Source organism: Salinactinospora qingdaonensis (assembly GCF_039539445.1).
In the GTDB taxonomy this organism is placed as follows: Bacteria; Actinomycetota; Actinomycetes; order Streptosporangiales; family Streptosporangiaceae; genus Salinactinospora; species Salinactinospora qingdaonensis.
In genome coordinates, this window is record NZ_BAABDD010000028.1 from 24,309 (window position 1) to 38,972 (window position 14,664).

The window sequence follows — 14,664 nt, forward strand, 5'->3', positions numbered from 1 at the left end:
GAAACCGGCGCCGAGCGCTCTTTCCGGCGGGCACGCAGGGCACAGCGAACAACATCCTTGCACTCCCCGCCCTACACGCGCTCCACGATCCGCGCTCGCTTCGACCGGAGCGACCGACAGCCCGGCCCCTCCCGGCGGTACGGTCTCCGGCGCGCTCCCGGCACGCGCGCCACCACCGGCCGCCTTGGGCGGGTACGGCTCCACCGAGCGAACCCACCGCAGCGCACCGTCCAGCCATCGCGGTCAGCGCGCTACCCGGAAGAAACCGTCGGCGATGAGTCCCCGCAGGATCTCCGGGGTACGTTCCCGCAACACGGCCGGGTCTTGGCTGGTCAACTCGGCGATGGCGTCCAGGAGCGGCCCCACCGGCATCGTGCCGTCGCACACGCCCGCCAGCGCTGCCTCCACCGTTCCCACTTGGGCAAGCCGTCGCAGCCCGTTGCGCTGGCGCAGCAGGATCTGCTCCGGGTCGGGCGCGCCGGGGATCGAGACCCGTTCCTCCACCACGCCCGGCGCCGGCGCCACGTGGGCCGACAGCAGCGCCGCGTTGGTGAGCCGGTGCGCTGTCATGGCCCCGTTGACCACATCCGGCAGATAGGCGCCCGCCGGCTGCTCGATCTCGTGGCGCAGGTCTTCTACCCGCACGGCGGCGTCCTGAGCCACGTCGTTGCGCAGACAGATCCAGCCGAACCCGATCCCTTTGATGCCCTCGCGCTCGAAGTAGTCCAGCCAAGCGTCGTAGCGGCGCGTGTACTCCGGAGTTCCCTGCTCGCAGGAGTCGCGCAGCCACAGCTCCACATACTCGGCCGGGTCCTGCACGTCGCGCTGCACCACCCAGCCCGCGCAGCCGGTGCCCGTCACCCACGCACCGACCCGGTCGCGCCAGTCCTCTCCGCCGACGTGCAGCCAGTTCGCCAGCAACTGGCACCAGCCACCGTCGGTCAGGTACCCCGGCGCGCGCTTCACGATCTCGGCGCACACCTCGTCACCGGCCATATCGGACTCCCGGTAGGAGTAGCGCGCAGGCTCCGGGGTGATGACGAACGGCGGGTTGGAGACGATCAGGTCGAATCGTTGGTCTTCGACCGGTTCGTAGAGCGACCCCTGCCGCACCTCCACGTTGTCGATCCCCGACAGGGCGGCGCTGATCTCGGTGAACCACAAGGCGCGCGGGTTGACATCGGTGGCACAGACCTGCGAGGCCCGCGCGGCCAGATGCAGCGTCTGCACCCCGCAGCCCGCACCCATGTCGAGCGCGCGCTCCATCGGTCCGTCCACGATGAGCTGGGCCAGGGTGCTTGAAGCGCCTCCCGGTCCCACCACGTGGTCCGGATTCGGCTGGCCGTGGCCCGGCCGCACTGTGGGGTCGGAGACGACATAACCGGGACGGCCGTCATCCAGTTCCCACGGCACCAGGTGCACCCGCGCGCGCACCTGCCCCTCGGCGAGGGTCAACAGTCCCGCCTCGGCCAGCTCGGTCACCGGCAGGATGGCGCGCGCCGTCCGTTCCGCAACGGGTTCCTGTAGCCACCACAACCGCAGCAGCACCCCCAGATGCTCTTCGCCACCCGTCGCGCGCAGCGCGGGCACGAGCTGTTCGCGTGCGAGCGCCCGCGCTGCCGTGCCGCCCAGCCGGTCGCGTACCCCTGAGACCGTGTAGTCGGTCTCGATCAGAGTGTGGCGAAGCTCGTCGGCCAGCGCGCGGGGGAAAAGGTTAGACGAATCAGACACGCGCCCATTATCGGTGCCTGTGTCGAGGGGAGCCACGGGGTGAGTGAAGAGCAGTCAGTGAATCCTCACTGACTGCCGTGCTTGGGCTCCTCGCCGGTTTCGCCCTCTTCTTCGGCGTCGTCCGTCTCAGGCTCGTGCTGCGCAGCGTGGTGTCCCTCGGCCTTGTCCCGTCGTCTCAGCAGCCAGGGTATGTAGAAGTAGGCGAAGATCCCCAACCCGAGGCCGGTCACGCACACCCAGATCCACCAGCGGTCCTGTTCGGGCAGCCGGTCGCCCAGCGCCAGGAGCACCACAAGGGCCACCGTCCATCCCAGCGAGCCCAGCGCGGTTGGGATACGGTAATCGATCTCCATCACTTCGGGGTCTGGTTGACGGGGCGCGCGCACAGTTTCAGGCTAGACGATCGCCGTCTATGGGCACCGTAGCCCGCACCGGCCGGGGGTTTTCCGCCCGCTATGTCGCCCGCGAAGACAGGGGGAGACCGTCCACCCGCGCCGTCCCTTGGAGCCGGACCGAGTCCGCAGCGGTGCGCGCTTACCCGCGCGCTCCCCCCCCATTACCTTTTAGGGAGTTCCGCAAGGGAACTCCCGGCCTTCGGGCCCGGCAGGACTGGTCCCCCCTGTCATCGATGATCCGGGGGGTGGTGTCACCGGGCCCGAAGGCACCGCCAGACCGCTGATAGAAGCACCCCCCGGGGGCAATGTGGCGGGGTGTGGCTTCGGTCTGGGGAGAGCGTGCGGGGTTTTTCGTCGCTCGTGCCTCGATCGCTTCGCGATCTCGGCAGCTTTGACGGGGGCGCTGTGTCTTTGACGCATCGCTGTTGTGCCGGGTGCTGCTGGTGTGGGGGGTATGCCGGTGGGGTGGTGGCTGAGAACACGCCGGAACCCGCCGAGCCGCCCCGTCTGCCTTGTCGTGGTGCTCGCCTCCTGGTTGCCTCGTCATGGCGTCGACCCCGCCCCCGTCTGCCCGGTTGTGGTGGTGGTCTCGTTCCCGTCTGCCCGGTTACGGCGTCGGCCCCGGCCTCCGCCTGCCTTGTCGGGGTGGTGGCTCCACGTCGGCCCCAGCCCCTGTCGTGGTACCCGTGCCACCTCAGGCACAGCCCGCCCCGGGCTGCTGAGATCGCGCAGCGATCGAGGCACGAGCCAACGGCGAACCCTCCAGGCACAGCCCACCCCCCGGCTTGACAAACCCATAGAAGCACCCCCCGCGGGTGAGGCGCCGGCGCTCTCGCTGAAGGGGCAATCGGCCGGATTCCAGACCGTAATGTGGACATGTCAAGCTGCTGCGAGATGAGTGACAAGCCTCGTACTACCCAAGAACCCCCGTCGAGTACCGGAGCCGGCGGACTCAGCGGCCGGATCGACAGCTACTTCAAGATCACCGAGCGCGGCTCCGGGTTCGCCCGCGAGATCCGTGGCGGCCTGGCCATGTTCTTCGCCATGGCCTACATCGTCGTCCTCAACCCGTTGATCATCGCGACCGCGACCGACGTCCACGGCGACTTTGTCGGAGGCGCGGCCGGACCCGAGACGGCCATCCCCATGGTCGCCGCCGCCACAGCACTCGTAGCCGGAGTGCTGACCATCCTTATGGGGATCGTCGGGCGCTACCCCTTTGGCCTCGCCGCCGGAATGGGGCTCAACGTCGTCGTCGCCGTCACGCTTGCCCCCCAGATGACCTGGGCCGACGCCATGGGTATCGTCGTGTTGGAGGGGCTGGTCCTGCTGGTCCTGGTTCTCACGGGGTTCCGTACCGCGGTGTTCCACGCCATCCCGGCGGGCCTGAAGACGGCCATCGTCGTCGGGCTCGGGCTTTTCCTCACCCTCGTGGGGTTCGTCAACGCCGGGTTCATCCGCCGCATCCCCGACGCGGCCAACACCACCGTGCCCGTGCAGTTGGGGAACGGCCAGCTCGACGGGTGGCCGATCCTGGTGTTTGTGATTGGCCTCCTGCTGATCACGATCCTGACCGTGCGCAAGGTCAGCGGTGCGCTGGTCATCGGTATCGTCGCCGCCACCGCCATCGCGATCACCGTCGAAGCCGTTGCCAACGTGGGGGCTCTCAACGAGGAGAACCCCTACGGCTGGGCGCTCACGGTCCCCCAACTGTCCGGGTCGATCGTCGATACCCCTGACTTCGGTCTTCTGGGCCAGTTCAACCTGTTCGGCAGTTTGGAGCACGTCGGCGTCATCGCGATGATCCTGCTCGTGTTCACCCTGCTGCTGGCCGACTTCTTCGACACCATGGGGACGATGGTCGGCGTCGCGGGCCAAGGCCAGCTCCTCGACGACAATGGTGACCTGCCCGGCGCGCGCCAGGTCCTCGTGATCGACTCGCTTGGGGCCGCCGCCGGCGGAGCCGCCTCCGCCTCCTCGGCCACCGTCTACGCCGAATCGGCCGCGGCCGTGGGGGAGGGGGCCAGAACCGGGCTCGCCTCCATCGTCGCCGGAGTCCTCTTCCTCGCAGCGACACTGTTCTCCCCACTGGTGAACCTGGTGCCCTTCGAGGCGGCCACGCCGGTGCTCATCGTCGTGGGGTTCATGATGATGACTCAGGTGACCCGCATCGACTTCCACGACATGGGGATCGCCATCCCGGCGTTTCTCACCATCGTCCTCATGCCGTTCACCTACTCCATCGCCAACGGCATCGGCGCGGGCTTCATCAGCTTCGTGATCCTGCGGGCCGCCCAGGGCCGGAGCCGGGAGATCCACCCCCTCATGTGGATCGTCGCCGCGGCCTTCCTCGTCTACTTCACCCTCGATCCCATCCGTGCCCTGCTCGGCGTGTGACCCTACTCCTCCTGTCCGCTGTCGCGGAGCCGTGTCACCGGTGACACGGCTCCGCGCCTGTGTGATCTCGGAGATGGCTCCCCACGTTGTTCGCCGCCGCCTTCTCAACGAGACTTCAAAGGAATACCGTTAAATCGGATATCGTTAGCGAAAGTAATGAGTCATGCTAATGAAGCACCCCGATCTATCCCAGCAGACCAGGACCGACGCCGGCCTGGCCGCGGTGCTTCGCGTGGCTGTGGGCAGGCTGGCGCGCAGGCTTCGAGCCCAACGCTCCGACACCTCGATGTCCCTGGGGCAGAGCGCAGTGCTGTTCACTCTCGCCCGCCACGGCCGGATGACCCCTGGGGAACTGGCCGAGCACGAGAAGGTGCAACCCCCCTCGATGACGCGGATCATCACCAACCTGGAGGGGCGCGGCCTGGTATGCAAGATGAGGCACCCCGACGACCGCAGGCAACAGCTCGTGGAGCTGACCGCGACGGGCCTCGAAGTGGTACAGGCCGATCAGCGCCAGCGCGAAGCGTGGCTAGCCCAGCGCCTACGGGAGCTAACCGCAGCGGAGAAGGCCACACTGCGCAAAGCCGCCGAGATCCTGGAGCGGCTGAGTCAGGCCTAGCCGGCGACGCGGGCGGGGTGGCCGCTACAGGTGAGGAGACAGCCACGACTGCCGCACCATCCCCCCAAGCCTCCGACGACCCCCGCCACCCCGAACCCCCTGAGCGCGACGCGCCTCCCGAGACCACCGAACCCAAACCGCGCGGCCCCGCGATGTTTCGTTCGCTGGCCGTACGCAACTACCGGCTTTTCGCCGCCGGCCAGCTCGTCTCCAACACCGGCACCTGGATGCAGCGCATCGCCCAGGACTGGCTCGTCCTCCAACTCAGCGGCGGCAGTGGCATGGCGCTCGGTCTCACCACAGCCCTACAGTTCCTGCCGATGCTGCTGTTCGGCCTCTGGGGCGGCACCCTGGTCGACCGGTTGGCCAAGCGCCGCCTGCTCATCATCACCCAAAGCCTGATGGGAGTGCTCGCCCTCCTCCTCGGCGTGCTCGTCATAGCGGGCGCCGCCCAGGTCTGGCACGTCTACGTCTTCGCCTTCGCCCTTGGGATCGTCACCGTCGTCGACAACCCCGCGCGCCAGACCTTCGTCGTGGAGATGGTGGGCCAGCGCGACCTGTCCAACGCGATCGCCCTCAACAGCGCCGGCTTCCAGATGGGCCGCGTGGCGGGACCGGCCGTGGCGGGCCTGCTCATCGCCGCGATCGGCAGCGGCCCCGTCTTCCTCCTCAACGCGCTCTCCTTTGTCGCCGTCCTCGCCGCCCTAGGGCTCATGCGTCCCCGCGAGTTGCGCATCACCGAACCCGCGCCGCGCTCCAAGGGGCAGACGCTGGAGGGGCTGCGCTATGTCGCCAGCCGGCCCGATCTCGTGCTCCTGCTGCTCATGACCGGCCTGGTGCAGATGTTCGGCGCGAACCTCCAGAACCAGATCGCGCTCATGACCAACAACGTCTTCCGCGCCGGCGCCGACGCCTTCGGGTTCGCCGCCGCGGCCATCGCCGTCGGCTCCCTCCTGGGGGCGCTGTACTCCGCTCGCCGCGAGCAGCCCCGGCTCCGGCTCGTGTTCGCGGGAGCCTTCGTGATGGGGTTCTTGCAGGCCGCATCGGCCTTCTCCCCTGGTTACGTGACCTTCGTCGTCGCCTTAGTGCCTATGGGGATCGCCTATCTCACCTTCCACACCACCATGAACGCCGTCTTCCAGCTCAGCGTCGACCCTCAAATGCGGGGCCGTGTCATGAGCATGTACATGCTGTTCTTCTTGGGGATGGCCCCGGTCGGCGCCCCCGTCGTCGGCTTCCTTGCCGACACCTTCGGGCCGCGCCTCAGCCTGGCCGTGGGGGGCGCCGTTCCCGCGGCCGCGACCCTCCTGGTGGGCGCCCTGCTGTGCCGCAGGTTCGGCGTCCGCCTGCGCCTGACTCCACTGCGTCGCCCGTTCGTGCGGGTGAGCCAGGACACCAAGACCCAACCGGCCTGAGTCGCACGCCGCGGGGCGCGGCGCGCGCTAACGTGGAGCCAGATCCGGGGGGCTCTGCCCGCCGGCCGCCGCACCGCCGCAGCAAAGGGGGGAGGCATGCGCCTGTTCGCCGCCCTGACACCCTCGGCAGCCGCGCTTGACCAACTCGGCGGCGCTATCGCCGGCGCCACCACCGCGCGGGGGCTGCGCTGGATGCCACGGCAGAGTTGGCACGTCACGCTGGTGTTCCTCGGTGAGATCGCCGACGACCACCTCGGCGCCCTCCTCACCGGCCTCGACGAGGCTGCCACGCGCCACACCGCCATGACCCTGCGGCTCAGCGGCGCCGGCACGTTCCCGCGCAACGCCCGCAGCGCCCGCGTGCTGTGGGCCGGACTGGCCGGCGACACCGCCCCCCTCACCGCCTTGGCCACCAGCCTTGAGGAGACCGCCCGCGACCACGGCGTGGCGGTACAGCGCCGCCCCTATGTGCCCCATCTCACCGTGGCGCGCTGCCCGCGCCCCGTCGACCTCACCCGCGCCCGCGCCGGGCTCGCGGCTCTCGACACCGTTTCCTGGCAGGCCGGAGAAGTCGAACTCATCCACAGCAATCTCGGGGGCGAGCCTCGCTACCGCACTATCGCCGCCTGGCCGCTGCGCATCACTGAGAACTGAAAGCCGGCCGCCGCGGCGTCGTGGACGCCTGGGCCCAAACCAACAGGCCGGCCCGCAGCCACGAGCCTGCGGCGGGGGCCACACCCCTCCTTAGGCGGGTACCGCCGCGACGCCGCCAACACAGCGCCATACCCTGGAATCATCCCCGGGCGAAACTCCACACCACCACCGGGCCGGGGCACAGCGAAACCGAGGACCCATGAGCATGCTCACCAACAACCGCAAGCAGCGTTGGTTGCTGCCCACTGTGCTCGCCGCGATCATGCTCCTCGTCGTCATCGGCGCTTTCCTACAGTGACCCCGCTGCGTGGCCGCCGTCAGGCCATCGCCGCCATCCGGGCCACCGCCATCTCCACCAGCGCGGCGTTGCTCTCGACCTCCTCGCCCTCAGGGCCGGTCAAGGTGTCCTCCAACCCGATCCGCACATCCCGGCCGCTGGCGATCGCCGTGTCCAACACCGCCCACACCGTGTCATCCTTACCGTGCAGCAGGCGGGGGAGTTCGATCTCGGCGTGATCGAGCACGGCGTCGATACGCTCGGCATTGCCCAGCGCCTCCCCCGCGGTGGCCCCCTCCGGCTCCACCAGTACGTGCGTGAACCCGCTCACCAGCCCACTCGCCGCGAGGATGCGGGCCGCGTCGACCGACCACAGTCCCGCCTCCACCCCCACCCGCCGGTCGATCAGCAACCGCGCGATCTCCACCGACCCAGGCTCGTGCAGGTTGACGGTGGCCGAGTCGGGAAGCTCTCCCCAGCGCTGCACCATGTCGAACCGTCGCCAAGCGTCCGGCTCGGCCGACAGCGACGTGGTGACGCTGATCGGCGTCTTGGGCAGCACCGCCCGCAGCTCCAGCAGCAGCGGCGTCAGCACCTGCGGCTCCAGCGACTGCGCGCCCGTCGCATCATGCGGATGGATGTGCAACTCGGTCGCCCCCGCTGCCACGGCGGTGCGGGCATCCTCGACAAGCTGGCCCACCGAAATGGGAAGGGCAGGGTGCGAGCCCGGGCGCCGATCCCCGTTCAGACAGGCGACTATCCTCATGGCCGTCCTCTCGCCTTGGGCGCGTTTTCTGTGCGAAACATGCCCACCCGGGGTGACTCGCAAGCTAAGCACCCGAGAACCCTTCATGGGAAGATCCCCACATGACAAGCAGTACCGGCCTCCCCCTCCTGGCAGCGGCCCTGCTTGCCGTCACGGTCCCCGCTATGGCCGGACCCGCTGTCGCCGCTCCCTCTGAAGAGGAGAGCCCGGAGGAGCGGTCCCCGGCGTTCCACATCAGCGACCCCCGCGTCGTCGAGTCCAGCGGACTGGCTGCCTCCCGTCACCACGAGGGCGTGTACTGGACCCACAACGACAGCGGGGAGCAGTACGCACCGATGCTCTACGGGGTTGACGACACGGGGGAGACCGTCGCGACCGTGACCCTCACCGGCGCCGGCGTGCAGATGCGCGACTGGGAGGCCGTCGCCGTCGCCCCCGGTGCTGACGGCGAACCCGCCATCTACGTGGGCGATATCGGCGACAACTTCGACGGCGGGTGGCCTACGATCCGCCTCTACCGGCTGCCCGAGCCGCGCACCCTGGGCGACACCACAGTCGAGGCCACCACGTTCACCTTCAGCTACGCAGACGGTGGGCGCGACGCCGAGTCGCTGCTAGTCGACCCCCGCGACGGCCGGATCTACATCGTCAGCAAGGAGGCCGGCGGCGGGATCTACGCCGCCCCGGAGGAACTCGCCACCGACGCCACTAACCAACTGACTCGCCTCGGCTCGGCCCCCCTTTATGCCACCGATGCCTCTTTCGCCCCCGACGGCTCCCACTACGCGATCCGCACCTACTGGGGGGCCACGATCTACGACGCCACCGACGGTGTGCCCGGCTCCGCTGTCGAACGCCTCACGTTGCCCGACAGTGCCCAGGGGGAGTCGCTGGCCTACACCGGCACCGGCGACGCGCTCTTGGCCGGTTCGGAGGGCGCCACTAGCCCGGTCTGGCGTATCCCCGTGCCGGGGGAGTCCGGCGAGGACACCGACGACGCTGCCACTGGTGCGTCGCCCTCGCCCGCGGCCACTTCCGCCGGCGGTGACGCCGCCGGCGGGCGCGACCTCAACCGTGTGGCCGGCACTGCCCTGCTCATCGGGGTGGGCGCCGTCGCCCTTGCCATCGCCGGCATCGTGTGGCTCGCCCGCCGGAGTTGAACCTCAGTCGTCCTCCTCCGCGGCGGTGGCGGGCAGCGGGAACTCCGATGTGTCGAGTTCCAGGTCGAACGGCTCGGGAAGCGCGATCGGCTTACCGAAGGGGACCGTGGTGTGGCGCTGGTAGGTGCCGTTGCCGGAGTTTTCGAACAGCGTGGCCGCGGCGCCGTTGGGGTGCCACGAGTCGACCAGCAGGTACAGCGGAACGGCAGCGTTGGCGTAGCCGCGCAGTTCCTCCGTGCGGTCGGTCTCGGCGTTGCCCCGCGAGGTGATCTCCACCGCCAGCAACGCCTCCTCGGCGGGTACCGGCAGTTCGCCCCTCCTGAGCACTTCCTTGGGGTATGACAACGAGGCCGGGAATGTAGAGCTTCTCCACAAGCGCGATCCACACTCCCAGGGTTTGAAAGATCCCCCGTTCCGCGCGAGAGCCCTTCCGAAGGACTCCGTCCATGACGTCTGCGATCAGATTGGGCGGGACCGACGGCGGCGGCATCAGACTGATCCCCTCATCGATGATCTCGGCCCGCCATCCGTCAGGCACGTCCAGTTCTCGCCAGGTGCGCAGCAGCAGGTGGTCGCGCGGTGTGTCCGCCCCCGGGAGCGGCATCCATGACAGCGACACTCATTTCGCTAAGTCACCTCCGAGACCGGAAGCGTAATCGTCCCCGCGCCGGTTCGCCTGTCGTTTCCACAGAATAGGCAATGGCCGATCCGCTCGCCCGGAGCCGGGCACGGCGCGCGGCGGCGAGGCGTCCCCGCGGCACGCCCCTTAACAAACGCGGCCGGCCCGGACAGCGTCGGCTGTCCGGGCCGGCTGGTCGACGTCGGCGGCGTCTGCGTCGGCTCCCGCCGGCGCCGCTGTGTCAGAGGTGGCCGCGGGCTCAGGAGAGCTTGTTCACCACGTGATCGATGCACTCGGTGAGCGCCTGGACGTCACCGGGCTCGATCGCGGGGAAGGTGCCCACCCGCAACTGGTTACGGCCCAGCTTGCGGTAGGGCTCGGTGTCGACGACACCGTTGGCGCGCAGCGTCTTGGCGATCTCGGCGGCGTCGATCTCGTCGTTGAAGTCGATGGTGCACACGACCTGCGAACGCTGGGCGGGGTCGGTGACGAACGGCGTCGCGAACGACGACTTCTCGGCCCAAGCGTAGAGCAGGCTGGAGGACTCGCTCGTGCGCCGCACCGCCCAGTCGAGCCCGCCCTGGCCGTTGAGCCACTCCAGTTGCTCGGCGAACAGCAGCAGGGTCGCCACGGCCGGAGTGTTGTAGGTCTGGTCCTTGCGGGAGTTGTCGATGGCTGTGGTCAGCGAGAAGAACTCGGGGATGTAGCGCCCGCTCTCGGCGATCTCGGTGGCGCGGGCCAGCGCGCGCGGCGACATGATCGCCGCCCACAGACCGCCGTCGGCGGCGAAGCACTTCTGCGGGGCGAAGTAGTAGACGTCGGTCTCGGTGATGTCCACGGGCAGGCCGCCGGCGCCGCTGGTGGCGTCGACGAAGACCAGCGCGTCCTCGTCAGCGCCCTCGACCCGGCGGATCGGCATCGCCACACCGGTCGAGGTCTCGTTGTGGGTCAGCGCGTAGGCGTCGACTCCCCCCTCGGCGCGTGGCTCGCCGTGGGTGCCGGGGTCGGTGCTGATCACGGAGGGCTCGGCCAGCCACGGCGCGCCCTTGGTGACCTTCACGAACTTCGAGGAGAACTCGCCGAACGACAGATGCTGGGACTTCTCGCGGATGAGGCCGTGAGCGGCGATGTCCCAGAAGGCGGTGGTTCCGCCGTTGCCGAGGACGACCTCGTAGCCGTCGGGCAGCGAGAACAGGTTGGCCAGCCCGGAACGGACCCGGCCGACGAGGGACTTCACCGGCTTCTGGCGATGTGAGGTGCCGAGGTATGAGTCGCCTGAGGAGGCCAGGGCGCTCAACTGCTCGGGACGGACCTTGGACGGGCCGCAGCCGAAGCGGCCGTCACGGGGCAACAGGTTCGCGGGAATCTGGATCTCGGTCACTTGGCCTAGGGTACTCGCCAGCCGAGTCCAGCCAAGGGACAGGGCGGACGGCAGCAACATTTTCCCTGATCAGGCGGGGGTTCTCTCTCTTTTGGCGGCGCTGGCAGAGCGGTCGCCGCGGCGGGGCGGCGAAGCGGCGGTTAAACAGCCGCACGAGTGGAGACAAGCATCATTTCAGGATAATTTTTAGTGAAATCCCAGAGACATGCCTCTTTAGCTTATATATTCACAATTTCTGACTCTGGAAGCAGTGGCGCCTCAGTTGCCACCTCTGGCCACTGTTGCTCGCCTTGAGAGGGAGAGATGCCAAACATCGAGACCACGGGGCAGGACGGTCACCATCTTGACCAACAGCAGGCGCGTATCGCCGGCATGAAGGAGTTGCGCGGCGCCTTCACGAGTCTGCGTTGGCGTCCCTCCTATCGAAAAGGAGACAAGCCACTTCCCACCCTTAACCTCACGGGGCCACCATCGGTCACGGCCGAGGTCTTGACAGAATTCGACCGGTCGTGTGGGAACGATCCCCGGGCTCGACTCCCACTCGCCGACTCCGATGCTCCCGTTGACGTCCCCTCCTTGGTCCGGGAAGCGGCCCAGCGGCTCTCGACTCACTCGCATTGGTTCGAGCCGGCTTTGCGCTTTCCCCGTCTCGACCGGGTCCTTTGGCTGCTTGAGCAGCAGAAACCGCCGGGTACCGACCGCAAAGCGCAGCGCCGCCACATCTACCGTCGGTTTCTCGCGCCAAAGTCACGGACCAGTTTCACCCGTGCCGGCCGTGGGCTGCGCAATTTCCTGCTGGAGTTGATGGATCTCATCGTCACTCCCATCATTCCGGTACTGAGCTTGATCAGCATTACCGCCTCCTCCGTTCTGGACATGGCATTTTCGTTGATCATGCTGGGCGGTATTGCACTACTTATCGGAATTCAAGGCTTGTCGATGACCATGAGTCGACTCCTGGCGCTGCGGTTCCGCTGGTTTCTCGAGCAACCCTACATGTGTCTTTCCGAAGAGGCGAGTCGGAAGTTCTCCGAGTTCGCGCTGGGGGTGATCGAGAACCGCCACTCCGAGCAGCACCGCGACGAGATCGACAAACTGGTCGTCAACGCCTTCCTGCAAGACCTGTCGCGTGCCTATGTGCGGACGCTGCTGCGGCGCGCCCCGTGGGCCCGCACCAACTACCCCGTGTTGCTGTTGCAGGACGTGACACCGGGCTCGCCGGGCCAGCGACTTCTGGACCTCATCACGGCGGTGCGCCAGGACACCCGCAAAAACGTCGACCGTCTTGACCCGCTGCTCCTCGTCGTCAGTTCGACGGAGCCGATCGCGGCACCGGCCGCCACCCCACAGCCCGCCCCACCCCCCGCTCGTCCCCACCCGCAGCCGCCGTCGCTGTGGTCGGTGCTGCTCGGCCGTCGTTCCCGGCCGCGTCCGGCCGCCCCCGCGCCGCAGCACGTCACGGTCTCGGCCGGCACCTCCTCCGGTGTCGCCGTGTCCCCTCAAGAGATCGACGAGGCGCTGGAAGAGTGGCGTAGCGAACGGGAGTCCTACTCCCTGTTCGGGCCGCCGCGCATGCTCATCGTGGGTCTGCAAAGCGGCGACGACAGTCTTATGCGCGCCGGGGACGGCCCGATCCAACGACCGCGGCGCAGGCCGATAATCGCCCACCCCCTGCTGGCCGTGGGGCTGGTTCTGGCCTTTCTCGCCGCTTCGGGCGGCGTGGCCGCCTACCAGGTCACAACCTTCTGCGGCACCACCGACATCCGTCGCATCGAGGGCCAGTGCATCGGCATCAGCGACGGCTCCCACGTCTTCGATCCCGTCCTGGGGCCGGTCTTCGGCCAGATCGAGGCCCAAAACGCCGCGGTCGACACCGAAGGCGACGACTACGTCACGGTCATCTACATCGGCGCGATGTCCACCGCAGGTGACGCCGGCGAGAACGCCCTCTTGGCCGGGGTCCACGGTGAACTTCTCGGGATCGCCACCCAGCAGATGCAGGCCAACCAGGTCGGAGCGCCCCGCATCCGGGTCCTCATGGCCAACTCGGGGGCGGACTTCGAGCACGGTGAGCGCGTGGCTGAGGAGATCGTCGCCTACGCTCGCCAGGACTCGAGCGTGATGGCCGTCATCGGTTTCGGCCAGAGCACCCGCGGTGCCCAAGATGCCGTGCGCACGATCAACGGGATCGGGCTGCCGATGATCGGCACCACGACCACCTCACGCGACGTGGCCCAGATCAGCTACGCCAAGTATTCCCGATTCTTCTACCCCATGGCCCCCTACAACGAGGCGATCGCCGAGCAAGCCGCCAATTGGGCGAAAGAGGGGGTCCCCAGCGAAGCCGAGGAGGACGAGCAGCTCTTCCCCGCCGTCGGCGACGTCGACGTGTTCTACCACGAGTCCGAGGACGACCTCTACAGCGAGGACCTCGGCCAGAACTTCCACGACTTCTTCGGACCGCACCAGGCCGAGATGTTCTCCTACGACTCCCAGGGCAAGGGCATCAGCCAAGGCGTACAGCAAGCCTGCGAGGACCCGCCTGACCTCGTCTACTATGCCGGCCGTTCCGACCACGTCGACCAGTTGATGGACGAGTTCGAGAATTCGCGGTGCACCAGCGTGACCCTGTTGGCCGGAGACGACGTCACCCAATACGTCGCGCAGCGCTACGCCGAGGGCGACACCACCGCCCAGCGCATCCAGTTCTACTACACGCCGCTGGCCTTCGAGAAGGTGTGGGACAGCCAGGGCTCTGAGGACCCCATCGACGTCACCAACTTCTACGAGGACTACTACAAGCTACGCGAGACGCTCGGAGTGCACCAGATCGGCGACCAAGTCGACCAGTTGCCCTCCCCTTCCCACGCCGCCATGGCCGGCGACGCCGTCGACCTGGTGCGATGGGCGGCCAAGCTCGCCACCGAGGAGCAGTCGTCGCTGACCGCCGAGCAGCCGAACAGCCTGCCGCGCGACATCAGTTTCGCGCTGAGCAAGCGCCAAGGCCACGAGGGGGTCGCCTTCAACGGCACCACCGGCGCGATCCTCTTCGGCCCCCGCGGCTCCGCCCACAAGACGCAAGACCGGGTGATCCCCCTGGTGCAGGCGTTCCCCCTCAACGAGCAGCAGTTGATCGCCCGCTGTGGCAAGCTCGTCGCCGACGGCGTCCAGCCCGAGAACTGCGAGCGGTCACGGCGTCCGATCTCGGACTTTCCCGGAGCTGACATCTCCGCGCAGTGAGGGGCGTGCC

Annotated in this window: 11 protein-coding genes; 6 read left to right on the forward strand and 5 right to left on the reverse strand. The window is 68.3% G+C overall.

Annotated features, from left to right (window positions below; translation table 11 throughout):
- Positions 1-243: 243 nt before the first annotated feature.
- The gene (locus ABD848_RS20425) at positions 244-1,731 is read right to left on the reverse strand and encodes a DUF7059 domain-containing protein (protein WP_344975118.1); all 1,488 of its coding nucleotides are present in this window, start codon (positions 1,729-1,731) and stop codon (positions 244-246) included.
- A gap of 65 nt (positions 1,732-1,796) precedes the next feature.
- Positions 1,797-2,117, reverse strand: a complete 321-nt coding sequence (locus ABD848_RS20430) for a DUF2530 domain-containing protein (protein WP_344975121.1) — start codon at positions 2,115-2,117, stop codon at positions 1,797-1,799.
- A gap of 903 nt (positions 2,118-3,020) precedes the next feature.
- On the opposite strand from ABD848_RS20430, the gene ABD848_RS20435 reads away from it, so the two are divergent.
- The 4 genes from ABD848_RS20435 to thpR all read left to right on the forward strand — a co-directional run bounded on the left by ABD848_RS20435 (position 3,021) and on the right by thpR (position 7,211).
- Positions 3,021-4,523 (forward strand): NCS2 family permease, encoded by a 1,503-nt coding sequence (locus ABD848_RS20435; RefSeq protein ID WP_344975124.1) that lies wholly within the window; start codon positions 3,021-3,023, stop codon positions 4,521-4,523.
- Between the two features lie 169 nt (positions 4,524-4,692).
- Positions 4,693-5,142, forward strand: a complete 450-nt coding sequence (locus ABD848_RS20440) for a MarR family winged helix-turn-helix transcriptional regulator (RefSeq protein ID WP_344975127.1) — start codon at positions 4,693-4,695, stop codon at positions 5,140-5,142.
- Positions 5,143-5,294: 152 nt separating this feature from the next.
- Entirely contained in the window at positions 5,295-6,557 is a 1,263-nt protein-coding gene (locus ABD848_RS20445; RefSeq protein WP_344975198.1) for an MFS transporter, read from the forward strand.
- Positions 6,558-6,653: 96 nt separating this feature from the next.
- Positions 6,654-7,211: an RNA 2',3'-cyclic phosphodiesterase gene (gene thpR, locus ABD848_RS20450; protein ID WP_344975130.1), complete on the forward strand. Its 558-nt coding sequence runs from the start codon at positions 6,654-6,656 to the stop codon at positions 7,209-7,211.
- Positions 7,212-7,528: 317 nt separating this feature from the next.
- Here the strand turns inward: thpR and ABD848_RS20455 are convergent, their stop codons facing one another.
- The gene (locus ABD848_RS20455; RefSeq protein WP_344975133.1) at positions 7,529-8,254 is read right to left on the reverse strand and encodes a 3-keto-5-aminohexanoate cleavage protein; all 726 of its coding nucleotides are present in this window, start codon (positions 8,252-8,254) and stop codon (positions 7,529-7,531) included.
- A 101-nt stretch (positions 8,255-8,355) separates the two neighbouring features.
- Here ABD848_RS20455 and ABD848_RS20460 point away from each other — a divergent pair, with 101 nt between their 5' ends.
- Positions 8,356-9,414: a hypothetical protein gene (locus ABD848_RS20460; RefSeq protein ID WP_344975136.1), complete on the forward strand. Its 1,059-nt coding sequence runs from the start codon at positions 8,356-8,358 to the stop codon at positions 9,412-9,414.
- Positions 9,415-9,417: 3 nt separating this feature from the next.
- Here ABD848_RS20460 and ABD848_RS20465 read toward each other — a convergent pair whose 3' ends face one another.
- Positions 9,418-9,759 carry a Uma2 family endonuclease gene (locus tag ABD848_RS20465; RefSeq protein WP_344975138.1) on the reverse strand — a complete coding sequence of 114 codons (342 nt, stop codon included), beginning with the start codon at positions 9,757-9,759 and terminating at the stop codon, positions 9,418-9,420.
- Positions 9,760-10,292: 533 nt separating this feature from the next.
- Positions 10,293-11,414, reverse strand: coding sequence for a phosphoserine transaminase (gene serC / locus ABD848_RS20470; protein WP_344975141.1), 1,122 nt, complete (start codon positions 11,412-11,414; stop codon positions 10,293-10,295).
- Positions 11,415-11,717: 303 nt separating this feature from the next.
- On the opposite strand from serC, the gene ABD848_RS20475 reads away from it, so the two are divergent.
- Positions 11,718-14,654, forward strand: a complete 2,937-nt coding sequence (locus ABD848_RS20475; RefSeq protein WP_344975144.1) for an ABC transporter substrate-binding protein — start codon at positions 11,718-11,720, stop codon at positions 14,652-14,654.
- The last annotated feature ends 10 nt before the right edge of the window (positions 14,655-14,664 follow it).